Raw genomic sequence first — 23317 nt, 5'->3', positions numbered from 1 at the left:
ATGCTGCTGATGATCGACAACTACGACAGCTTCACCTTCAACCTGGTGCAGTACTTCGGCGAGCTCGGCGAAGAGGTGAGGGTGTTCCGCAACGACGAGATCACCGTCGAGGGCATCGCCGAGCTGAAGCCGGCGCGCCTGGTGCTGTCGCCCGGCCCCTGCAGCCCGGCCGAAGCCGGCATCTGCATAGAAGCGATCCGCCACTTCACCGGCAAGCTGCCGCTGCTGGGCGTGTGCCTGGGCCACCAGGCCATGGGCGCGGCGCTGGGCGGCAAGGTGGTGCGGGCCCAGGTGCAGATGCACGGCAAGGCCAGCACCATCGCCACCGATGGCCGCGGCGTCTACGAAGGTCTGCCGCGGCAGTTCAGCGTCATCCGCTACCACTCGCTGGCCATCGAGCGCGCATCGCTGCCGGCCGTGCTGGAGGTGACGTCGACCTCGGAAGACGGCGAGATCATGGGCGTGCGCCACCGCGAGCTGGCCGGCACCGCCACGCCGCTGGAGGGCGTGCAGTTCCACCCCGAATCCATACTCAGCGAGCACGGCCACGCAATGCTGCGCAACTTCCTGCAGATGGGGCGCGCGCAATGACCATCGACCTGCGCAGCGACACCGTCACGCGGCCCACGGCCGCGATGCGCGCGGCGATGGCGGCGGCCGAGGTGGGCGACGACGTCTTCGGCGACGACCCCACCGTCAATGCGCTGCAGGCGCGTGTCGCGGCCGAACTGGGCAAGGAAGCGGCGCTCTTCATGCCCACCGGCACCCAGAGCAATCTGTGCGCGCTGATGAGCCACTGCCAGCGCGGCGACGAGTACCTCGTCGGCCAGATGGCCCACACCTACCGCTGGGAGGCCGGCGGCGCCGCGGTGCTGGGCAGCATCCAGCCGCAGCCGCTGGCCCAGGCGGCCGACGGCACGATGGCGCTGGCCGACATCGAGGCCGCGATCAAGCCCGACGATGCCCACTTCGCCGTCACGCGGCTGTTGGCGCTGGAGAACACCTGGGGCGGCCAGGTGTTGCCACCGGCCTACGTGCAGGCCGCCACCGCGCTGGCCCACGGCCGCGGCCTCGCCACCCACCTGGACGGCGCGCGCCTGTTCAACGCCGCCGTCGCGTCCGGCGTGGCGGCGGCCGAGCTGGCGCGGCCCTTCGACAGCGTCTCGATCTGCTTCAGCAAGGGCCTGGGTGCGCCGGCCGGCTCGGCGCTGGCGGGCAGTCGCGACTTCATCGCCCGCGCCCACCGCATCCGCAAGATGCTGGGCGGCGGCCTGCGCCAGGCCGGCGTGCTGGCGGCGGCGGCGCTGTATGCGCTCGACCACCACGTCGAGCGCCTGGCCGAAGACCACGCCCATGCGCGCCGCCTGGCCGAGGGCCTGGCCGGCCTGCCGGGCGTCACGGTGCTGCCGCCGCAGAGCAATATCGTCTTCGTCGACCTCGACCCGGCGCGCGCCGCCGGTGTCGTCGAACGCCTGCGCGCCCGCGGCCTGCTGTGTACCGGGCTGTACCGCCTGCGCCTGGTGACCCACCTCGACGTGGGCGCCGCCGACATCGCCGCCGCCCTGACCATCCTGCGCGAGACCCTCTAGGAAGCCCACCATGCCCATCACCGACAGCGAGGCGCTGACCCGCGTCATCGAGCACCGCGAGATCTTCCACGACGAGATGCTGGCGCTGATGCGCCGCATCATGAGCGGCGAGATGTCGCCGGTGATGATCGCGGCCCTGGCCATCGGCCTTCGCGTCAAGAAGGAGACCGTGGGCGAGATCGCGGCCGCGGCCCAGGTGATGCGCGAGTTCGCCACGCCGGTGCCGGTGGCCGACCGCCGCGGCCTGGTCGACATCGTCGGCACCGGCGGCGACGGCGCACACAGCTTCAACATCTCCACTGCCAGCACCTTCGTCGCGGCGGCGGCCGGTGCGCGCGTGGCCAAGCACGCCGGTCGCGCCGTCTCGTCCACCAGCGGCTCGGCCGACGTGATGGAGGCGCTGGGCGCCTGCATCACGTTGGCGCCCGCTCAGGTGGCGACGTGCCTCGAAGAGACCGGCATTGCCTACATGTTCGCGCCCAACCACCACGCGGCCATGCGCCACGCGGCGCCGGTGCGCAAGGAACTGGGCGTGCGCACGCTGTTCAACATCCTGGGCCCGCTCACCAACCCGGCCGGGGCGCCCAACCAGCTGCTGGGCGTGTTCCACCCCGACCTGGTCGGCATCCTGGTGCGCGTGCTGCAGCGCCTGGGCAGCGAGCATGTGATGGTGGTCCACGGCATGAACGGCATGGACGAGCTGTCGCTGTCGGGCGAATCGGCGGTGGGCGAGTTAAAGGACGGCGAAGTGCGCGAGTACGTCGTCCACCCCAGCGATTTCGGCCTGCCGGTCTACGACACGCGCGTGCTCAAGGTGGCCAACCGCGACGAATCGGTGCAGTGCATCCAGCGCGTGCTGGCCAACGAGGACGGCCCCCTGCGCGACATCGTGCTGCTCAACGCCGGCGCCGCGCTGCACTGTGCCGGCGTTGCCGCCTCGGTGGCCGAGGGCGTGAAGCGCGCCCGCGAGGCCGTGGCCTCGGGCAAGGCCCAGGCCAAGCTGAGCCAGTACGTCGCCTTCAGCAACAAGTTCCGCCCGGCCTGAGCCATGTCCGACATCCTGCAGCGCATCGTCGCCGTCAAGCACGAGGAAGTCGCCGCCGCGCGCGGCCGCCGCAGCCTGGCGAGCTGGCGCGACGAGGCCGAGGCGCGCAACCGCGCCGGCGACCTGCGCGGCTTCGAGGCCGCGCTGCGCGCCAAGGTGGCCGCCGGCCGCGCCGCCGTTGTCGCCGAGGTCAAGAAGGCCAGCCCCAGCAAGGGCGTGCTGCGCGAGCATTTCGTGCCGGCCGAGATCGCCGCCAGTTATGAGGCGGGCGGCGCTGCGGCCTTGAGCGTGCTCACCGACGAGCGCTTCTTCCAGGGCTCGGCCGCCTTTCTGCAGCAGGCGCGCGCCGCCTGCGCGCTGCCGGTGCTGCGCAAGGACTTCATGGTCAACGAATACCAGGTCGTCGAGGCGCGTGCGCTGGGCGCCGACTGCATCCTGCTCATCGCCGCCTGCCTGGACGATGCGCAGATGGCCGACCTGGAAGCCTGCGCGATGGCGCAGGGCCTGGCCGTGCTGGTGGAGGTCCACGATGCCGCGGAACTCGACCGTGCGCTGCGTCTGAAGACGCCGCTGCTGGGCATCAACAACCGCAACCTCAAGACATTCGAGGTGACTCTGGACACGACGATCACCTTGCTGCCGCGTGTGCCGGCCGACCGCCTGCTGGTCACCGAGTCCGGCATCCTGGTGCGCGGCGATGTGCAGCGCATGCGCGAAGCGGAGGTGCATGCCTTCCTGGTCGGCGAGGCCTTCATGCGCGCCCAGAACCCCGGCGCGGCACTGGCGGCGTTGTTCGCGTGAACCGGCTGGCGCAGCCGCTGGCCGGCCTGGTCGACGGCGTGGCCAACGATTGGGCGCCGCTGCTGCGCGCCTGGGCGGCCGGCGCCACCGGCCGGGCGCTGATCAATGCCGTTGATGCGCGCGTCGTGGCCGGCGCGGTGGTTTATCCGGCCCAGGTCTTTCGCGCGCTCGAACTCACGCCGCTGGCCGACACCCGCGTCGTCATCCTGGGTCAGGATCCCTACCACGGCGCCGGCCAGGCCGAGGGCCTGGCGTTCTCGGTTCCGGCCGGCCAGCGCATCCCGCCCAGCCTGCGCAACATCTTCAAGGAACTGCAGCGCGATCTGGGCCAGGCCACACCGGCCGGCGGCTCGCTGGCGGCCTGGGCCGGCCGCGGCGTGCTGCTGCTCAACCGGAGCCTGACGGTCGAGGACGGCCAGCCCGCCAGCCATGCCCAGCTGGGCTGGCAGGGGCTTGCCGACGCGCTGTGCGACGCGCTGGCGCGCGACGCCCGGCCCAAGGTCTTCCTGCTCTGGGGCGCGCATGCGCAAGCGCTGGCGCCGCGGCTGCAGGGCGGGCCGCATGCGGTGCTGCAGTGCAACCACCCGTCGCCGCTGTCGGCACTGCGCACGCCCGCACCCTTCCTGGGCTGCGGACATTTCGGCGCCGCCAGCCGCTTCCTGGCCCAGGCCGGACGTGGCGCCGTGGATTGGGCACTGCCCTGATCAAAAGCCGTGCTATACTCACAGGCTCTGCGAGGAGGGGTGCCCGAGTGGCTAAAGGGGGCAGACTGTAAATCTGTTGGCTTACGCCTACGCTGGTTCGAATCCAGCCTCCTCCACCAGAGACCAGTTGAGAGGTTAGTGGGTCGTTAGAAGGTCGTCAGAGACCGTTGTTCGGGGCTCGTCAGGTCATCCTAGCGGGAGTAGTTCAATGGCAGAACCTTAGCCTTCCAAGCTAATGACGCGGGTTCGATTCCCGTCTCCCGCTCCAGGCCGAGGTTCTTAGTTTTTCAGCGTCGTTACGGGTCTGCCGATCCGGCTGCCAGGTCGCCAGCCCCGTACCGATGCCCATGTGGCTCAGTGGTAGAGCACCCCCTTGGTAAGGGGGAGGTCGCGCGTTCGATCCGCGCCATGGGCACCACGTCTTCTTCGTGTATTCGGTTCCAGAACTCGTTTCAGCCAGGAGCGCTCAAGATGGCAAAAGGTAAATTCGAACGCACCAAGCCGCACGTCAACGTGGGCACGATCGGCCATGTGGACCATGGCAAGACGACGCTGACGGCGGCGATCACCTCGGTGCTGGCGGCCAAGTTCGGCGGCGAGGCCAAGGCCTACGACCAGATCGACGCGGCGCCGGAAGAAAAGGCCCGCGGCATCACGATCAACACCGCGCACGTCGAGTACGAAACCGCCAACCGCCACTACGCGCACGTCGACTGCCCCGGGCACGCCGACTACGTGAAGAACATGATCACCGGCGCGGCCCAGATGGACGGCGCGATCCTGGTGTGCTCGGCCGCCGACGGCCCCATGCCCCAGACCCGCGAGCACATCCTGCTGGCGCGCCAGGTGGGCGTGCCCTACATCATCGTGTTCCTGAACAAGTGCGACATGGTGGACGACGCCGAACTGCTCGAGCTCGTCGAGATGGAAGTGCGCGAGCTGCTGGACAAGTACGATTTCCCCGGTGACGCCACCCCCATCGTCCACGGCAGCGCCAAGCTGGCCATGGAAGGCGACAAGGGTCCGCTGGGCGAGCAGGCCATCATGAAGCTGGCCGACGCGCTGGACAGCTACATCCCCAACCCCGAGCGGGCGGTTGACGGCGCCTTCCTGATGCCGGTGGAAGACGTGTTCTCCATCTCCGGCCGCGGCACGGTGGTCACGGGCCGGGTCGAGCGCGGCATCATCAAGGTCGGCGAAGAAATCGAGATCGTCGGCATCCGCGCCACGCAAAAGACCATCTGCACGGGCGTGGAGATGTTCCGCAAGCTGCTCGACCAGGGTCAGGCGGGCGACAACGTCGGCATCCTGCTGCGCGGCACCAAGCGCGAAGACGTGGAGCGCGGCCAGGTGCTGTGCAAGCCCAACAGCGTCAAGCCCCACACCCACTTCACGGCCGAGATCTACGTGCTGAGCAAGGAAGAAGGCGGCCGCCACACGCCGTTCTTCAACAACTACCGCCCGCAGTTCTACTTCCGCACGACGGACGTGACCGGCGCGGTGGAACTGCCCAAGGACAAGGAGATGGTGATGCCGGGCGACAACGTCAGCATCACGGTCAAGCTGATCGCGCCGATCGCGATGGAAGAAGGCCTGCGCTTCGCCATCCGTGAAGGCGGCCGCACCGTCGGCGCCGGCGTCGTCGCCAAGATCATCGAATAACCGGAATTCGCCAAGTGTCGTACGCCTTGATTTGCGTCGCGAGCACCGTCAGCGTGGCCTGAACCGCGCACAGCCGTACTCCGGTACGGCGAGCACGTGAAGGTCGCGATGTCGGTGCGCAGCAGCAAAGCAAGGCGAACGGAAGGGGTATAGCTCAATTGGCAGAGCGTCGGTCTCCAAAACCGAAGGTTGGGGGTTCGATTCCCTCTGCCCCTGCCACCCGGTGATCCGGATGGCCCCGAAAAGCCAGCCCGCAGGGCCTGAAAAGGCTCGCGGGCTTTGCTGCTGATTGGCAGCACAGAGAACCCAAGGTCATGTCCACCCAAGAACCAACCGTCGAAACCGTTTCCACCGGTGCCGACAAGGCCAAGCTGGCCGGCGCCGCGGTGCTGTTGCTGGCCTCGGTTGTCGCCTTCTACTACCTCGGAAAGCAGGATCTGTGGCTGCGCGTGCTGGCCCTGTTGGCCCTGCTCGGCGCTGCCATCGCGCTGTTCTTCACGTCCGAGTCGGGCAAGCAGCTCATAGGCTTCGGCCGCGACTCGGTGCGCGAGGTCAAGAAGGTCGTCTGGCCGACGCGCAAGGAAGCCATGCAGATGACGGGCTATGTTTTCGCCTTCGTCTTTCTGATGGCGCTGTACATGTGGCTGACCGACAAGACGCTGGAATGGGTCTTGTATGACCTGATCCTGGGTTGGAGCCACTGAGGACACCCGATGAGCGAACAACTCGAATCACCGGCAGCCAGCGCTGCCCCGTCGACCAAGCGCTGGTACATCGTGCATGCCTATTCAGGCATGGAAAAGGCGGTCGAGCGCAATTTGCGCGAGCGCATCGACCGTGCCGGCATGCAGGACAAGTTCGGCCGCATCCTGGTGCCCACCGAGGAGGTGGTCGAGCTCAAGAACGGCAAGAAGAGCGTCACCGAGCGCCGCATCTACCCCGGCTATGTGCTGGTCGAGATGGAGATGGCCGACGACACCTGGCACCTGGTCAAGCACACCAGCAAGGTCACCGGTTTCATCGGCGGTGCGCGCAACCGCCCGGCGCCGATCTCCGAGGCCGAGGTGGCCAAAATCGTCAACCAGATGCAGGAAGGCGTGGACAAGCCGCGGCCCAAGGTTGAATGGACCGTGGGCGAGTTCGTGCGCGTCAAGGAAGGCCCCTTCACCGACTTCAACGGTGCGGTCGAAGACGTCAACTACGAGAAGAGCAAGGTCAAGGTTTCGGTCACCATCTTCGGCCGCGCCACCGGCGTTGAACTCGACTTCGCGCAGGTCGAGAAGATTTGATTCCCTTCGGCGCGCTGCCGCAGCCCCGGCGCGCCGCTTCAACCCAGGGCTGTTGCACGAGGAGCTGTTCCGCGGCGCGAGTCCGGCAGCGTTCGAACTCGAAATAGGAGCCATTCATGGCAAAGAAGATCGTCGGCTTCATCAAGCTGCAAGTACCGGCCGGCAAGGCCAATCCGTCGCCGCCCATCGGCCCGGCACTGGGCCAGCGCGGCCTGAACATCATGGAGTTCTGCAAGGCGTTCAACGCCCAGACCCAGCAGGGCTTCGAAATCGGCATGAAGCTGCCGGTGGTGATCACGGCCTTCGCCGACAAGAGCTTCACCTTCATTATCAAGTCGCCGCCCGCGACCGCGTTGCTGAAGAAGGCCGCCAAGATCGACAAGGGCTCCGGCAAGGCGCACCTGGACAAGGTGGGCAAGGTCACGCGCGCTCAGCTCGAAGAAATCGCCAAGATCAAGATGAAGGATCTGAACGCCGCCGATCTGGACGGTGCGGTCAAGATCATTGCGGGCTCGGCCCGTTCCATCGGCTTGATCGTGGAAGGAGTCTGAACATGACCAAGCTGACCAAGAAGACCAAGGCCCAGCAAGGCAAGGTCGACAGCAACAAGCTGTACCCCCTGGCCGATGCCCTGAGCATCGTCAAGCAGTGCGCCACCGCCAAGTTCGACGAGTCCATCGACGTCGCCGTGCAGCTGGGCATCGACGCCAAGAAGTCCGACCAGGTGGTGCGCGGTGCCGTCGTGATGCCCGCGGGCACCGGCAAGACCAAGCGCGTGGCGGTGTTCGCTCAAGGAGCGAAAGCCGAAGAGGCCAAGGCGGCCGGTGCCGACATCGTCGGCATGGACGACCTGGCGGCCGAGATCAAGGCCGGCAAGATGGACTTCGACGTCGTGATCGCTTCGCCGGACACGATGCGCATCGTCGGTACCCTGGGCCAGATCCTGGGCCCGCGCGGCCTGATGCCGAACCCCAAGGTCGGCACCGTGACGCCCGACGTGGCCACCGCGGTGAAGAACGCCAAAGCCGGTCAGGTGCAGTTCCGCGTCGACAAGGCCGGCATCATCCACGGCACCATCGGCCGCCGCTCCTTCGAAGACGGCAAGCTGGTGGACAACCTGCGCGCCCTGATCGACGCCCTCAACAAGGCCAAGCCGGCCTCCAGCAAGGGCATCTACCTGCGCAAGGTGGCGGTGTCTTCGACCATGGGCGTGGGCGTGCGCGTCGACACCCAGTCGATTGCGACCCAGGCCGCGGCGTAAATGTTTTTTGTGGCGGCGCGCGAGTCTGGCGCGCCGCCCCTGAATTGGTGGGCCGGTTGCCGCAAGGCGGCCGGGTCATCCAAGACCGTTGGCGGGATGCGGCGTGCAAGCGGCGCGCCCTTAATTGCGAGACAGGCCGCAAGGCCCGTCTCGCAGCCAGCGCAGATGGCGGTCCCGCTGTGAAGAGGAGTGCTTTTTGGGCGTTTCCTGTGAACAGATGGCTGCTGAATCCGGTGTGCCGGACGGGCTGCAAGGCCCCAAGGCACGTTTCGCACGTTTTGTGTGAGGAGCAGACCACTTGAGTCTCAATCGCAACGAGAAGGCAGCCGTGGTCACGGATGTGTCGGCGCAAGCCGCACGTTCGCAGACGCTGGCGTTGGCCGAGTACCGTGGCCTCACCGTGGAACACCTGAACAAGCTGCGCGTCGATGCGCGAGCCAAGGGCGTGTACCTTCATGTCTTGAAGAACACGCTGGCTCGCCGCGCCGTCGCCGGCACGCCGTTCGAGGTGGCCCAGGGTGCCATGGTCGGCCCGCTGATCTACGGCTTTTCCGAGGATGCCGTGGCCGCGGCGAAGGTCATTTCCGACTTCGCCAAGAGCAACGACAAGCTTGTCATCAAGGGCGGCGCCTATGCCGGCCGGGCACTGAATGCCGACGGGGTCAAGGCCCTGGCAGCCATCCCGAGCCGCGAGGTGTTGATCTCGCAGGTCGCCGGCTTGCTGAAGTCGCCGATCCAACGCCTTGCCGCGGTGGTGGCCGCGCTGGCCGAGAAGAAGGGCGGGGGCGCGAGCCCCGAAGTCGCGGCCGAAGCGCCGGCGGCAGCCTGATCCCGAGCTTTGCATCCCAATCATTGAACTGAACCGATTTAGAGGAATCCCAAATGGCATTCGATAAAGACGCATTCCTGAGCGCGATGGACAGCATGTCCGTCATGGAACTCAACGACCTGGTCAAGGCCATCGAAGAGAAGTTCGGCGTGTCCGCCGCATCCATGGCTGCCCCGGCCGCCGGTGGCGGCGGCGCCGCCGCCGCCGTGGTGGAAGAGAAGACCGAATTCAACGTCGTGCTGCTGGAAGCCGGCGCCAACAAGGTCTCGGTCATCAAGGCCGTGCGCGAACTGACGGGCCTGGGCCTGAAGGAAGCCAAGGATCTGGTGGACGGCGCTCCGAAGCCCGTCAAGGAAGCCATTCCCAAGGCCGATGCCGAAGCCGCGCTGAAGAAGCTGCTGGACGCCGGCGCCAAGGCCGAGGTGAAGTAAGGCAGTCGCTCCCCGGTGCGCGTCAAGCGCCCCAGGGAGCACCTGCAAGCGCGGCGTGCCGTGCTTGCAAGTGTTCTCTGATCCGACTGCAGGGAACGGGTTTGGTCGGGCTCCGGTGCAACGCCGGGGTTGTCCGCCAGCGGCAGGTAGTGGCCTGCCACCAAGCCTCGGACGCAAAGTCCGAGTCGCCAGTCGCCGACGAGCATCCGCTAGGCCAGCGGGTGCTCTCGACACGGAGAGTTCAATGGCGCAAGCAACCCCCTACACCTATACCGAGCGCAAGCGGATCCGCAAGAGCTTCGGCAAGCGTGAGAGCGTTCTCAAGGTTCCCTACCTGTTGACCATGCAGAGCGACAGCTATGTCGCCTTCCTGCAGAAGGATGTACCGCCGCAGAAGCGCAAGCCCGAGGGGCTGCAGGCGGCCTTTCTGTCCGCCTTCCCGATCACGTCGCACAACGGCTTCGTGGAGATGAAGTTCACGGAATACAACATCGCCAAGCCGGCCTTCGATGTCCGTGAATGCCAGCAGCGCGGCCTGACCTTCGCCGCCGCGGTGCGCGCCAAGCTGCAGATGATCATCTACGACCGGGAATCGCACCCGGCCAAGCAGGTCAAGGAGATCAAGGAACAAGAGGTCTACATGGGCGAGGTGCCCCTGATGACCGACTACGGCTCCTTCATCGTCAACGGCACCGAGCGCGTGATCGTGTCGCAGTTGCACCGCAGCCCGGGCGTGTTCTTCGAGCACGACAAGGGCAAGACGCACAGCTCGGGCAAGCTGCTGTTCAGCGCCCGCATCATTCCCTACCGCGGCTCCTGGCTGGACTTCGAGTTCGACCCCAAGGACATCCTTTACTTCCGGGTCGATCGCCGCCGCAAGATGCCGGTCACCATCCTGCTCAAGGCCATTGGCCTCAACCCTGAGCAGATCCTGTCGCACTTCTTCGTCTTCGACCATTTCCGCCTGATGGACACGGGCGCGCAGATGGAGTTCGTGCCCGAGCGCCTCAAGGGCGAGGTGGCGCGTTTCGACCTCACCGACAAGGCGGGCAACGTCGTCGTCGAGAAGGACAAGCGCATTACGGCGCGCCATGTGCGCCAGCTCGAGACCGCCGGCACCGGCTTCGTCAGCGTGCCGGAAGACTTCCTCGTCGGCCGCGTGCTTGCGCGCAACATGGTCGACACCGACACCGGCGAAATCGTCGCCAAGGCCAACGACGAGCTGACCGAGGCCGTGCTCAAGAAGCTGCGCGGCGCCGGCATCAAGGACATCCACTGCCTGTTCACCAACGAGCTGAACCAGGGCGCCTACATCAGCCAGACCCTGGCCAGCGACGAGACTGCCGATCAGCTGGCCGCCCGCGTGGCCATCTACCGCATGATGCGCCCCGGCGAGCCGCCCACCGAAGACGCCGTGGAAGCCCTGTTCCACCGCCTCTTCTACAGCGAGGACACCTACGACCTCAGCCGCGTCGGCCGCATGAAGTTCAACGCCCGCGTCGGGCGTGACGTGCCCGAAGGCAAGATGACGCTGTCCAACGAGGACATCCTGGACGTCGTCAAGATCCTGGTCGACCTGCGCAACGGAAATGGCGACGTCGACGACATCGACCACCTCGGCAACCGCCGTGTGCGCTGCGTCTGCGAGCTGGCCGAGAACCAGTACCGCTCGGGCCTGGCCCGCATCGAGAAGGCCGTCAAGGAACGTCTGGGCCAGGCCGAGACCGAGGCGCTGATGCCGCACGACCTGATCAACTCCAAGCCGATCTCCGCGGCGCTGAAGGAGTTCTTCGGTGCGTCGCAGCTGTCGCAGTTCATGGACCAGACCAACCCGCTGTCCGAGATCACGCACAAGCGGCGCGTCTCGGCCCTGGGCCCGGGCGGCCTGACGCGCGAGCGCGCCGGCTTCGAGGTGCGCGACGTCCACCCCACCCACTACGGCCGCGTGTGCCCGATCGAGACGCCGGAAGGCTCGAACATCGGCCTTATCAACTCGCTGTCGCTGTTCGCCCAGCTCAACGAGTACGGCTTCCTCGAGACGCCCTACCGCCGCGTGATGGACGGCAAGGTCACCGACCAGATCGACTACCTCTCGGCCATCGAGGAAGGCAAGTACGTCATCGCCCAGGCCAATGCCGGCCTGGACAAGGACGGCAAGCTTGTCGACGAGCTGGTGAGCGCCCGCGAGAAGGGCGAATCGGTGCTGCTCAGCCCCGAGCGCGTGCAGTACATGGATGTGGCGCCGGCGCAGATCGTGTCGGTCGCGGCCAGCCTCGTGCCCTTCCTGGAGCACGACGACGCCAACCGCGCGCTGATGGGCGCCAACATGCAGCGCCAGGCCGTGCCGGTGCTGCGCCCCGAGAAGGCCCTGGTCGGTACCGGCGTCGAGCGCGTCGCCGCGGTCGACTCTGGCACCGTGGTCACGGCCCGCCGCGGCGGCATCGTCGACTACGTCGACACCAACCGCATCGTGATCCGCGTCAATGACGCCGAGACGGTGGCCGGCGAGGTGGGCGTCGACATCTACAACCTCATAAAGTACCAGCGTTCCAACCAGAACACCAACATCCACCAGCGCCCCATCGTCAAGCGTGGCGATCTGGTGGCGGCGATGGACGTGGTGGCCGACGGCGCCAGCACCGACCTGGGCGAGCTCGCCCTGGGCCAGAACATGCTGGTGGCCTTCATGCCCTGGAACGGCTACAACTTCGAAGACTCGATCCTGATCAGCGAACGCGTCGTTGCCGAAGACCGCTACACCTCGATCCACATCGAGGAACTGGTGGTGATGGCGCGCGACACCAAGCTGGGCAGCGAGGAAATCACCCGCGACATCCCCAACCTGAGCGAGCAGCAACTGGCTCGCCTGGACGAGAGCGGCATCGTCTACATCGGCGCCGAGGTCAATCCCGGCGACGTGCTGGTGGGCAAGGTCACGCCCAAGGGCGAGACAACGCTGACGCCGGAAGAAAAGCTTCTGCGCGCCATCTTCGGCGAGAAGGCGTCCGACGTGAAGGACACCAGCCTGCGCGTCGACCAGGGCACGAACGGCACCGTCATCGACGTGCAGGTCTTCACCCGCGAAGGCATCCAGCGCGACAAGCGCGCCCAGCAGATCATCGACGACGAACTCAAGCGCTTCAGGCTGGACCTGAACGACCAGCTGCGCATCGTCGAGGCCGACGCCTTCGACCGTATCGAGAAGCTGCTGGTGGGCAAGCCCGCCAACGGCGGCCCGCAGAAGATTGCCAAGGGCACGGTCATCAGCAAGGACTACCTGGCCTCGGTCGAGAAGTACCACTGGTTCGACATCCGCCCGGCCGACGACGAGGTGGCCAACCAGCTCGAAAGCATCAAGAACGCCAACGATCAGACCCGCCACAGCTTCGACCTCGCCTTCGAAGAGAAGCGCAAGAAGCTGACGCAGGGCGATGAGCTGCCGGCCGGCGTGCTGAAGATGGTGAAGGTCTACCTGGCCGTCAAGCGCCGCCTGCAGCCCGGCGACAAGATGGCCGGCCGCCACGGCAACAAGGGCGTGGTGTCCAAGATCACCGCGGTCGAGGACATGCCCTACATGGCCGACGGCACGCCCTGCGACATCGTGCTCAACCCGCTGGGCGTGCCCTCGCGGATGAACGTGGGCCAGGTGCTCGAGGTCCACCTCGGCTGGGCCGGCAAGGGCATTGGCCAGCGCATCGGCAACATGCTGCAGGAGCAATCCCGCGTGGCCGAGTTGCGCAAGTTCTTCGACGAGCTCTACAACAAGAGCGACGGCAAGAGCGAGCGCATCGAGGAGCTGAGCGACGACCAGGTCATCGAGATGGCGCAGAACCTGCAGCACGGCGTGCCCTTCGCGACGCCGGTGTTCGACGGTGCCGCCGAAGAGGACGTGCGCGCGATGCTGCGCCTGGCCTACCCGGATGACATCGCCGCCAAGAAGGGCCTGACCGCCACGCGCACCCAGGCCTGGCTGTCCGACGGTCGCACCGGCGAACAGTTCGAGCGCCCGGTCACGGTGGGCTACATGCATGTGCTCAAGCTGCACCACCTGGTCGACGACAAGATGCACGCGCGCTCCACCGGCCCGTACTCGCTCGTCACCCAGCAGCCGCTGGGCGGCAAGGCGCAGTTCGGCGGCCAGCGCTTCGGTGAGATGGAGGTCTGGGCGCTGGAAGCCTATGGCGCCAGCTACATCCTGCAGGAGATGTTGACTGTCAAGTCCGACGACGTGAACGGCCGTACCAAGGTGTACGAGTCCATCGTCAAGGGCGAGCACGCCATCGAAGCCGGCATGCCGGAATCCTTCAATGTCCTGGTCAAGGAGATTCGCTCCCTTGGCATCGACATTGAACTCGAACGCAATTAAGGAGCCGTCGCATGAAGGGACTACTCGACCTTTTCAAGCAGTTCACCCCCGATGAGCATTTCGATGCCATCAAGATCGGACTGGCCAGCCCGGAGAAGATCCGCAGCTGGTCGTTCGGCGAGGTGAAGAAGCCCGAGACCATCAACTACCGCACCTTCAAGCCGGAACGCGACGGCCTGTTCTGCGCCAAGATCTTTGGCCCCATCAAGGACTACGAGTGCCTGTGCGGCAAGTACAAGCGCCTCAAGCACCGCGGCGTGATCTGCGAGAAGTGCGGCGTCGAGGTCACGCAGACCAAGGTGCGCCGCGAGCGCATGGGCCACATCGACCTGGCCGCGCCCTGCGCCCACATCTGGTTCCTCAAGAGCCTGCCTTCGCGCCTGGGCCTGGTGCTGGACATGACGCTGCGCGACATCGAGCGCGTGCTGTACTTCGAAGCGTATGTGGTGGTCGACCCCGGCATGACGCCGCTGAAGAAGTTCAGCATCATGTCCGAGGACGACTGGGAGGCCAAGCACGCCGAGTACGGTGACGAGTTCGTCGCCCTGATGGGCGCCGAGGGCATCAAGAAGCTGCTCGAGGAAATGGACATCGATGCGGAGATCGACAAGATCCGCAACGATCTCACCGGCTCCGAGCTGAAGATCAAGAAGAACTCCAAGCGCCTGAAGGTGCTCGAGGCCTTCAAGAAGAGCGGCATCCGTCCCCACTGGATGGTGATGGAAGTGCTGCCGGTGCTGCCGCCCGACCTGCGCCCGCTCGTTCCCCTGGACGGTGGCCGCTTCGCCACGTCTGACCTGAACGACCTCTACCGCCGCGTCATCAACCGCAACAACCGCCTCGCGCGGCTGCTGGAGCTGAAGGCGCCCGAGATCATCGTGCGCAATGAGAAGCGCATGCTGCAGGAAGCCGTCGACAGCCTGCTCGACAACGGCCGCCGCGGCAAGGCCATGACGGGCGCCAACAAGCGCGCGCTCAAGTCGCTGGCCGACATGATCAAGGGCAAGAGCGGCCGCTTCCGCCAGAACCTGCTGGGCAAGCGCGTCGACTACTCGGGCCGTTCGGTCATCGTCGTCGGCCCGACGCTCAAGCTGCACCAGTGCGGCCTGCCCAAGCTGATGGCCATCGAGCTGTTCAAGCCCTTCATCTTCAGCCGGCTGGAGGCGATGGGCATCGCCACCACCATCAAGGCGGCGAAGAAGGAAGTCGAGAGCGGCACGCCGGTGGTGTGGGGCATCCTCGAAGAAGTCATCAAGGAACACCCGATCCTCCTGAACCGCGCGCCGACGCTGCACCGCCTGGGCATCCAGGCCTTCGAGCCGGTGCTGATCGAAGGCAAGGCCATCCAGCTGCATCCGCTGGTCTGCTCGGCCTTCAACGCCGACTTCGACGGTGACCAGATGGCCGTCCATGTGCCGCTGTCCATCGAGGCGCAGATGGAAGCCCGCACGCTGATGCTGGCCTCGAACAACGTGCTGTTCCCGGCCAACGGCGAGCCCTCCATCGTGCCGAGCCAGGACGTGGTGCTGGGCCTGTACTACGCCACCCGCGAGCGCATCAACGGCCGCGGCGAAGGCATGATCTTCGCCGACCTGCTGGAACTGCAGCGTGCGCTGGACAACGGCGTCGTCGAGATCACCGCCAAGGTCAACGTGCGCCTGACCGAGTGGGTCAAGAACAAGGACACCGGCGAGTTCGTGGCCGAGACCAAGCTGGTCGAGACCACCGTGGGCCGCGCGCTGCTGAGCGAAATCCTGCCCAAGGGCCTGCCTTTCGCCAACATCAACAAGGCGCTCAAGAAGAAGGAAATCTCGCGTCTCATCAACGCCAGCTTCCGCAAGTGCGGCCTCAAGGACACCGTGATCTTTGCCGACAAGCTGCTGCAGAGCGGCTTCCGGCTGGCCACGCGTGCCGGCATCTCGATCGCCATCGACGACATGCTGGTGCCCAAGGAGAAGCCGGGCCTGATCGAACGCGCCGAGAAGGAAGTCAAGGAGATCGAGCAGCAGTACGTCTCGGGCCTGGTGACCGCCGGCGAGCGCTACAACAAGGTCGTCGACATCTGGGGCAAGACGGGTGACGAGGTGGGCAAGGTCATGATGGCCCAGCTCTCCAAGCAGAAGGTGGCCGACCGCCACGGCAAGATGGTGGACCAGGAGTCCTTCAACTCCATCTACATGATGGCCGACTCGGGTGCGCGCGGCTCCGCCGCGCAGATCCGCCAGCTGGCCGGCATGCGCGGCCTGATGGCCAAGCCCGACGGCTCCATCATCGAAACGCCCATCACGGCCAACTTCCGTGAAGGCCTGAACGTGTTGCAGTACTTCATCTCCACCCACGGCGCCCGCAAGGGCCTGGCGGACACGGCGCTGAAGACCGCGAACTCCGGCTACCTGACGCGCCGCCTGGTCGACGTGACCCAGGATCTGGTGGTTACCGAAGACGACTGCGGCACCCAGAACGGCATGAACATGCGCGCCCTGGTTGAAGGCGGCGAGGTCATCGAATCGCTGCGCGACCGCATCCTCGGCCGCGTTACCGCCATCGAGGTTCCGCATCCCGAGACCCAGGAAATCCTGATGGGTGGCGGCCAGATGCTCGATGAAGACGCGCTCGACGTGCTCGAGGCCGCCGGCGTCGACGAGGTCAAGGTGCGCACGCCGCTGACCTGCGACACGCGCTTCGGCCTGTGCGCCAAGTGCTACGGCCGCGACCTCGGCCGCGGCGGCCTGGTCAACACCGGCGAGGCCGTGGGCGTGATCGCCGCCCAGTCCATCGGCGAGCCGGGCACCCAGCTCACGATGCGCACCTTCCACATCGGCGGAGCGGCCTCGCGTGCGGCGGTGGCCAGCAGCGTCGAGGCCAAGAGCGACGGCATCATCGGCTTCAATGCCACGATGCGCTACGTCACCAACGCCAAGGGCGTGCTGGTGGTGATCTCGCGTTCGGGCGAAATCGTCATCAGCGACCAGCATGGCCGCGAGCGCGAGCGCCACAAGCTGCCCTATGGTGCGACGCTGAACATCAAGCCCGACCAGCAGCTCAAGGCCGGCACCGTGCTGGCCAACTGGGATCCGCTGACGCGGCCCATCATCACCGAGTTCGCCGGCCGGGCGAAGTTCGAGAACGTCGAGGAAGGCGTCACCGTCGCCAAGCAGGTCGACGAGGTCACCGGCCTGTCGACCCTGGTCGTCATCGACCCCAAGCGCCGCGGCGCTGCCAAGGTCGTGCGTCCGCAGGTCAAGCTGCTCGATGCCGCCGGTGTCGAGGTCAAGATCCCCGGCACCGACCACGCCGTGACCATCGGCTTCCCGGTGGGCGCGCTGATCCAGGTGCGCGACGGCCAGGACCTGGGCCCCGGCGAAGTGCTGGCGCGCATCCCGATGGAAGGCCAGAAGACGCGTGACATCACGGGCGGTCTGCCGCGTGTGGCCGAGCTGTTCGAGGCCCGTTCACCGAAGGACGTGGGCACGCTGGCCGAGATCACCGGCACCATCAGCTTCGGCAAGGAGACCAAGGGCAAGAACCGCCTGCAGATCACCAGCCCCGAAGGCACGGTGCACGAGGAACTGGTCGCCAAGGAAAAGAACATCCTGGTCCACGAAGGCCAGGTGGTCAACCGTGGCGAACTGGTGGTCGACGGCAGCGCCGACCCGCAGGACATCCTGCGCCTGCTGGGCATCGAGGAACTGGCGCGCTACATCGTCGACGAGGTGCAGGACGTCTACCGCCTGCAGGGCGTGAAGATCAACGACAAGCACATCGAGGTGATCGTGCGCCAGATGCTGCGCCGCGTGCAGATCACCAACGTCGGCGACAGCAGCTACATCGCCGGCGAACAGGTCGAGCGCTCGGAGTTGCTCAACACCAACGAGCGCCTGCGCGCCGAAGGCAAGCTGCCGGCGACCCACGCCGACGTGCTGCTGGGCATCACCAAGGCCAGCCTGTCCACGGACAGCTTCATCTCGGCCGCTTCCTTCCAGGAAACGACCCGGGTGCTGACCGAGGCGGCCATCATGGGCAAGCGCGACGAGCTGCGCGGCCTGAAGGAGAACGTCATCGTCGGCCGCCTGATCCCCGCGGGCACCGGCATGGCCTTCCACCTGGCGCGCAAGGCCAAGGAAGAGATGGACGAGAGCGAGCGCCGCGCCATTGCCATGCAGGAGGCCGAGGAACTGGCCGCCGTGCAGCTGTCCAAGATCGACGCCGCCGCCGGCAGCGAGACCGCCGAATAGGCCTCGCCGGCGACCACGGGAAGGGCGGCCTCGGCCGCCCTTTTTTTCCGTCTGGCGCCCTAGGCGCTCTCCATCCGCCAGGCCGCCGGGGTGACGATATCCAGCCCGCGAGGTTGTACTCGCCGCGCCAGCTTGAGCAGCGCGCGGTCGCGGGTGAAGAGCCAGCGCGTGCCGCGGGCCAGCGCAAGGTCGATGAAGACCTGGTCGTCGGGGTCGGTGCAGGCGGGATTCGTCGCCAGCGCCACCGGGGCCTCCACCATGCGGGCCCAGCGGTCATAGGCGGTCAGCAGGCGCTCACTGTCGGGCTTGTGAGCCACAAGCTGAGAATACTGCAGCACACGGGAGAATTCCTCGCGCATGCGAGGGCAGGCCAGCCAGCGCAACCGGCCCGTGCTGATGGCATCGCCCAGTGGTGCGACCGAGGCGTCGCCGAACAGCAGCCAGTCGAGCGCCACATTGGTGTCCAGCACCGCGGCGGGCGCCTCGGGCCGGGCTGTATTGAATTCCATGTCAGACAGGCTTGCCGCCCAGAGTTTCCCGAATATAATGGAAGGCTTTTCGGCGGATAGAGCCGCGCCCGCGTTCGACCCCTCCCGGCACCCTGGTGTGCGTCTGGCGATGGGCCGCGATGGGGTGCGGCGCCGGGTGCCCTGCTTTGCAGCCACCGCTCGCCCGAGAACGCGTAGCTTCAAACGGGAACAAGCAACAATGCCAACCATCAACCAGCTCGTGCGCCAAGGCCGCCAGGTCGAGGCCACCAAGAGCAAGTCGCCGGCGATGCAGAACTCGCCGCAGCGCCGCGGCGTCTGCACGCGCGTCTACACCACCACGCCCAAGAAGCCGAACTCGGCGCTGCGCAAGGTGGCCAAGGTGCGCCTGACCAACGGCTTCGAGATCATCAGCTACATCGGCGGTGAGGGCCACAACCTGCAGGAGCACAGCGTGGTGCTCGTGCGCGGCGGTCGCGTCAAGGATCTGCCGGGCGTGCGCTACCACATCGTGCGCGGCTCGCTCGACCTGCAAGGCGTCAAGGATCGCAAGCAATCGCGCTCCAAGTACGGCGCCAAGCGCCCGAAGAAGGCCTAAACAGCCATTGCGGCAAGCCCAGGATGGGTCTGCCGAGTAAGTGAAGGGCCTGCTGGCTCTTCGCGGTGCCGCCCGAACAGCGGCACCAACTGAAACCGAAAGAGGATTACACCCATGCCACGTCGTCGCGAAGTACCCAAGCGCGAGATCCTGCCTGACCCGAAGTTCGGCTCCGTCGACTTGTCCAAGTTCATGAACGTCATCATGGAATCGGGCAAGAAGGCCGTCGCCGAGCGCATCATCTACGGTGCGCTCGAGCAGGTCGAGCAAAAGGCGCAGAAGGATCCGCTCGAGATCTTCATGGTCGCGCTCAACAACATCAAGCCGATGGTTGAGGTCAAGTCCCGCCGCGTGGGCGGTGCGAACTACCAAGTTCCCGTGGAAGTTCGCCCCGTCCGCCGTCAGGCCCTGGCCATGCGCTGGCTCAAGGAAAGCGCGCGCAAGCGCGGCGAGAAGTCGATGGCCGCACGTCTGGCCAACGAGCTGCTCGAAGCCAGCGAAGGCCGTGGCGGCGCGGTGAAGAAGCGCGACGAAGTACACCGCATGGCAGAAGCGAACAAGGCGTTCTCGCACTTCCGCTTCTAAGAACCGACTCACGCAGCCCCCGGCCGCCTTTACGGGTTAGTACCAACCCGTCGGCGGCCCCTGCATTTGGAGATTGATCATGGCCCGCAAGACCCCCATCGAGCGCTACCGCAACATCGGCATCAGCGCGCACATCGATGCCGGCAAGACCACCACCACCGAGCGCATCCTGTTCTACACAGGTGTGAACCACAAGATCGGTGAAGTCCACGATGGCGCCGCCACGATGGACTGGATGGAGCAGGAGCAGGAGCGCGGGATCACGATCACCTCGGCCGCGACGACCTGCTTCTGGAAGGGCATGGACCTTTCCCATCCCGAGCACCGCATCAACATCATCGACACCCCCGGGCACGTCGACTTCACCATCGAGGTGGAGCGTTCGATGCGCGTGCTCGACGGTGCCTGTATGGTGTACTGCGCGGTGGGCGGCGTGCAGCCGCAGTCCGAAACCGTCTGGCGCCAGGCCAACAAGTACAAGGTGCCGCGCCTGGCCTTCGTCAACAAGATGGACCGCACGGGTGCCAACTTCTTCAAGGTCTACGACCAGATGAAGGCGCGCCTGAAGGCCAACCCGGTGCCCATCGTCATCCCCATCGGCGCCGAAGAAAACTTCACCGGCGTGATCGACCTCATCGTGATGAAGGCCATCATCTGGGACGAGGCCTCGCAGGGCATGAAGTTCGCGTACCACGAGATCCCGGCCGAACTGCGCGAAGAAGCGCAGAAGTGGCGCGAGAACATGGTTGAAGCCGCCGCCGAAGCCAGCGAAGAGCTGATGAACAAGTACCTGGAAACGGGCGAGCTGACCGAGAAGGAAATCCAGAACGGCATCCGCACGCGCACCATCGCGGCCGAAATCCAGCCCATGTTCTGCGGCACCGCCTTCAAGAACAAGGGCGTGCAGCGCATGCTCGACGGCGTGATCGACTTCATGCCCTCGCCCATCGACATCCCCCCGGTGCCGGGCACCGACGATGACGACAAGCCCACCGAGCGCCGCGCCGCTGACGACGAGAAGTTCGCCGCTCTGGCCTTCAAGCTGATGACCGACCCCTACGTCGGCCAGCTTACTTTCGTGCGCGTGTATTCCGGCGTGCTGAAGTCGGGCGACTCGGTCTTCAACCCGATTCGCGGCAAGAAAGAGCGCATCGGCCGCATCCTGCAGATGCACGCCAACCAGCGCGAAGAAATCAAGGAAATCCTGGCCGGCGACATCGCCGCCTGCGTGGGCCTGAAGGACGTGACCACGGGCGAGACCCTGTGCGATCCGGAAAGCATCATCACGCTGGAAAAGATGATCTTCCCCGAGCCGGTCATCAGCCAGGCCGTCGAGCCCAAGACCAAGGCCGACCAGGAGAAGATGGGCATCGCCCTCGGCCGCCTGGCCCAGGAAGATCCCTCGTTCCGCGTCAAGACCGACGAGGAAAGCGGCCAGACCATCATCTCCGGCATGGGCGAGCTGCACCTGGAAATCATCGTCGACCGCATGAAGCGCGAGTTCGGCGTCGAGGCCAATGTCGGCAAGCCGCAGGTGGCCTACCGCGAGACCATCCGCAAGGCGGTCTCCGATGTCGAAGGCAAGTTTGTGCGCCAGTCGGGTGGCAAGGGCCAGTACGGCCACGTCGTGCTGAAGATCGAGCCGCAGGAGCCCGGCAAGGGCTTCGAGTTCGTCGACGCCATCAAGGGCGGCGTGGTGCCGCGCGAGTTCATCCCCGCGGTCAAGAAGGGCATCGAGGACACGCTGCCCAACGGCGTTCTTGCCGGCTATCCGGTGGTCGACGTGAAGGTCTCGCTGACCTTCGGTTCGTACCACGAGGTCGACTCGAACGAGAACGCGTTCAAGATGGCCGCGTCCATGGGTTTCAAGGATGGCTGCCGCAAGGCCAGCCCGGTGATCCTGGAGCCGATGATGGCGGTGGAAGTCGAGACCCCGGAAGACTACGCCGGCGGCGTGATGGGCGACCTGTCCAGCCGTCGCGGCATGGTGCAGGGCATGGACGACATGCCCGGCGGCGGCAAGATCATCAAGGCCGAGGTGCCGCTGTCCGAGATGTTCGGCTACAGCACCACGCTGCGCTCGATGAGCCAGGGCCGCGCTACCTACACGATGGAATTCAAGCACTACAGCGAAGCGCCCAAGAACGTGGCCGACGCCATCATCACGGCGCGCGGCAAGTAAGGCCTTACCAGCAAGACATTACCAGCGGGCCGTGTTCAGCGCGGCCCCACCTCTGATGGTCTTCTGCGGTCCCCCGGCTGCTGCCAGTGGCAGCCGGATCAAGCGTCCGCCGGAAACCTAAACCCCCTCACTGGCACTGCTCTTTTCGGAGTGAACTGAAATGGCAAAAGGTAAATTCGAACGCACCAAGCCGCACGTCAACGTGGGCACGATCGGCCATGTGGACCATGGCAAGACGACGCTGACGGCGGCGATCACCTCGGTGCTGGCGGCCAAGTTCGGCGGCGAGGCCAAGGCCTACGACCAGATCGACGCGGCGCCGGAAGAAAAGGCCCGCGGCATCACGATCAACACCGCGCACGTCGAGTACGAAACCGCCAACCGCCACTACGCGCACGTCGACTGCCCCGGGCACGCCGACTACGTGAAGAACATGATCACCGGCGCGGCCCAGATGGACGGCGCGATCCTGGTGTGCTCGGCCGCCGACGGCCCCATGCCCCAGACCCGCGAGCACATCCTGCTGGCGCGCCAGGTGGGCGTGCCCTACATCATCGTGTTCCTGAACAAGTGCGACATGGTGGACGACGCCGAACTGCTCGAGCTCGTCGAGATGGAAGTGCGCGAGCTGCTGGACAAGTACGATTTCCCCGGTGACGCCACCCCCATCGTCCACGGCAGCGCCAAGCTGGCCATGGAAGGCGACAAGGGTCCGCTGGGCGAGCAGGCCATCATGAAGCTGGCCGACGCGCTGGACAGCTACATCCCCAACCCCGAGCGGGCGGTTGACGGCGCCTTCCTGATGCCGGTGGAAGACGTGTTCTCCATCTCCGGCCGCGGCACGGTGGTCACGGGCCGGGTCGAGCGCGGCATCATCAAGGTCGGCGAAGAAATCGAGATCGTCGGCATCCGCGCCACGCAAAAGACCATCTGCACGGGCGTGGAGATGTTCCGCAAGCTGCTCGACCAGGGTCAGGCGGGCGACAACGTCGGCATCCTGCTGCGCGGCACCAAGCGCGAAGACGTGGAGCGCGGCCAGGTGCTGTGCAAGCCCAACAGCGTCAAGCCCCACACCCACTTCACGGCCGAGATCTACGTGCTGAGCAAGGAAGAAGGCGGCCGCCACACGCCGTTCTTCAACAACTACCGCCCGCAGTTCTACTTCCGCACGACGGACGTGACCGGCGCGGTGGAACTGCCCAAGGACAAGGAGATGGTGATGCCGGGCGACAACGTCAGCATCACGGTCAAG

General features: G+C 66.0%; 19 protein-coding genes and 4 tRNA genes. 22 read left to right on the top strand and 1 reads right to left on the bottom strand.

All coding sequences use genetic code 11. The annotated features are described in order from the left end of the window. From JMV16_RS22390 to rpoC, 18 genes are all read left to right on the top strand, one after another. Entirely contained in the window at nucleotides 1–591 is a 591-nt protein-coding gene (locus JMV16_RS22390; protein WP_201496545.1) for an aminodeoxychorismate/anthranilate synthase component II, read from the top strand. Beyond that, nucleotides 588–1589, top strand: coding sequence for a low-specificity L-threonine aldolase (ltaE, locus tag JMV16_RS22385; RefSeq protein ID WP_201496544.1), 1002 nt, complete (start codon nucleotides 588–590; stop codon nucleotides 1587–1589). The genes JMV16_RS22390 and ltaE overlap by 4 nt, the downstream gene beginning before the upstream one ends. Before the next feature lie 10 nt (nucleotides 1590–1599). After that, entirely contained in the window at nucleotides 1600–2634 is a 1035-nt protein-coding gene (gene trpD / locus JMV16_RS22380) for an anthranilate phosphoribosyltransferase (protein WP_201496543.1), read from the top strand. Nucleotides 2635–2637: 3 nt separating this feature from the next. Continuing rightward, on the top strand, nucleotides 2638–3435 hold the full coding sequence (gene trpC / locus JMV16_RS22375) for an indole-3-glycerol phosphate synthase TrpC (protein ID WP_201496542.1): 798 nt from the start codon (nucleotides 2638–2640) through the stop codon (nucleotides 3433–3435). Next, nucleotides 3432–4139 carry a uracil-DNA glycosylase gene (locus JMV16_RS22370; protein WP_201496541.1) on the top strand — a complete coding sequence of 236 codons (708 nt, stop codon included), beginning with the start codon at nucleotides 3432–3434 and terminating at the stop codon, nucleotides 4137–4139. Before trpC ends, JMV16_RS22370 begins: the two co-directional genes overlap by 4 nt. 33 nt (nucleotides 4140–4172) lie before the next feature. After that, nucleotides 4173–4258: transfer RNA gene (locus tag JMV16_RS22365), tRNA-Tyr, on the top strand. Between the two features lie 75 nt (nucleotides 4259–4333). After that, a tRNA-Gly gene (locus JMV16_RS22360) sits at nucleotides 4334–4407 on the top strand. A 75-nt stretch (nucleotides 4408–4482) separates the two neighbouring features. After that, nucleotides 4483–4557: transfer RNA gene (locus tag JMV16_RS22355), tRNA-Thr, on the top strand. A 53-nt stretch (nucleotides 4558–4610) separates the two neighbouring features. Next, on the top strand, nucleotides 4611–5801 hold the full coding sequence (gene tuf, locus JMV16_RS22350) for an elongation factor Tu (protein ID WP_201496540.1): 1191 nt from the start codon (nucleotides 4611–4613) through the stop codon (nucleotides 5799–5801). 143 nt (nucleotides 5802–5944) lie between these two features. Beyond that, nucleotides 5945–6020, top strand: a tRNA-Trp gene (locus JMV16_RS22345). 95 nt (nucleotides 6021–6115) lie between these two features. Continuing rightward, complete coding sequence (gene secE, locus JMV16_RS22340) at nucleotides 6116–6505, top strand: preprotein translocase subunit SecE (protein ID WP_201496539.1); 390 nt, start codon at nucleotides 6116–6118, stop codon at nucleotides 6503–6505. Between the two features lie 9 nt (nucleotides 6506–6514). Further along, complete coding sequence (nusG, locus tag JMV16_RS22335; protein ID WP_201496538.1) at nucleotides 6515–7090, top strand: transcription termination/antitermination protein NusG; 576 nt, start codon at nucleotides 6515–6517, stop codon at nucleotides 7088–7090. A 116-nt stretch (nucleotides 7091–7206) separates the two neighbouring features. After that, nucleotides 7207–7641 (top strand): 50S ribosomal protein L11, encoded by a 435-nt coding sequence (gene rplK, locus JMV16_RS22330; RefSeq protein ID WP_201496537.1) that lies wholly within the window; start codon nucleotides 7207–7209, stop codon nucleotides 7639–7641. A 2-nt stretch (nucleotides 7642–7643) separates the two neighbouring features. Further along, nucleotides 7644–8351 (top strand): 50S ribosomal protein L1, encoded by a 708-nt coding sequence (gene rplA, locus JMV16_RS22325; RefSeq protein WP_201496536.1) that lies wholly within the window; start codon nucleotides 7644–7646, stop codon nucleotides 8349–8351. Between the two features lie 298 nt (nucleotides 8352–8649). Next, nucleotides 8650–9180, top strand: coding sequence for a 50S ribosomal protein L10 (rplJ, locus tag JMV16_RS22320; RefSeq protein WP_201496535.1), 531 nt, complete (start codon nucleotides 8650–8652; stop codon nucleotides 9178–9180). A gap of 53 nt (nucleotides 9181–9233) precedes the next feature. Continuing rightward, nucleotides 9234–9611, top strand: a complete 378-nt coding sequence (rplL, locus tag JMV16_RS22315; protein WP_201496534.1) for a 50S ribosomal protein L7/L12 — start codon at nucleotides 9234–9236, stop codon at nucleotides 9609–9611. 244 nt (nucleotides 9612–9855) lie between these two features. Next, nucleotides 9856–13977 (top strand): DNA-directed RNA polymerase subunit beta, encoded by a 4122-nt coding sequence (gene rpoB, locus JMV16_RS22310; RefSeq protein WP_201496533.1) that lies wholly within the window; start codon nucleotides 9856–9858, stop codon nucleotides 13975–13977. An 11-nt stretch (nucleotides 13978–13988) separates the two neighbouring features. Next, complete coding sequence (rpoC, locus tag JMV16_RS22305) at nucleotides 13989–18212, top strand: DNA-directed RNA polymerase subunit beta' (protein ID WP_201496532.1); 4224 nt, start codon at nucleotides 13989–13991, stop codon at nucleotides 18210–18212. Between the two features lie 59 nt (nucleotides 18213–18271). Here rpoC and JMV16_RS22300 read toward each other — a convergent pair whose 3' ends face one another. Continuing rightward, nucleotides 18272–18721 carry a putative toxin-antitoxin system toxin component, PIN family gene (locus tag JMV16_RS22300; RefSeq protein ID WP_201496531.1) on the bottom strand — a complete coding sequence of 150 codons (450 nt, stop codon included), beginning with the start codon at nucleotides 18719–18721 and terminating at the stop codon, nucleotides 18272–18274. 199 nt (nucleotides 18722–18920) lie between these two features. On the opposite strand from JMV16_RS22300, the gene rpsL reads away from it, so the two are divergent. The 4 genes from rpsL to tuf (JMV16_RS22280) all read left to right on the top strand — a co-directional run. Further along, nucleotides 18921–19298 carry a 30S ribosomal protein S12 gene (rpsL, locus tag JMV16_RS22295; RefSeq protein ID WP_201496530.1) on the top strand — a complete coding sequence of 126 codons (378 nt, stop codon included), beginning with the start codon at nucleotides 18921–18923 and terminating at the stop codon, nucleotides 19296–19298. 114 nt (nucleotides 19299–19412) lie between these two features. Then, nucleotides 19413–19883: a 30S ribosomal protein S7 gene (gene rpsG / locus JMV16_RS22290; RefSeq protein WP_201496529.1), complete on the top strand. Its 471-nt coding sequence runs from the start codon at nucleotides 19413–19415 to the stop codon at nucleotides 19881–19883. A 79-nt stretch (nucleotides 19884–19962) separates the two neighbouring features. Continuing rightward, nucleotides 19963–22065, top strand: coding sequence for an elongation factor G (gene fusA, locus JMV16_RS22285; RefSeq protein WP_201496528.1), 2103 nt, complete (start codon nucleotides 19963–19965; stop codon nucleotides 22063–22065). A gap of 160 nt (nucleotides 22066–22225) precedes the next feature. After that, the coding region (gene tuf, locus JMV16_RS22280) for an elongation factor Tu (protein WP_201496527.1) at nucleotides 22226–23317 on the top strand (1092 nt) is incomplete at its 3' end.

The sequence above is a fragment of the Rubrivivax sp. A210 genome, assembly GCF_904426505.1.
Classification (GTDB): domain Bacteria; phylum Pseudomonadota; class Gammaproteobacteria; order Burkholderiales; family Burkholderiaceae_C; genus Rubrivivax.
This window is presented reverse-complemented; position numbering and strand designations above follow the sequence as displayed.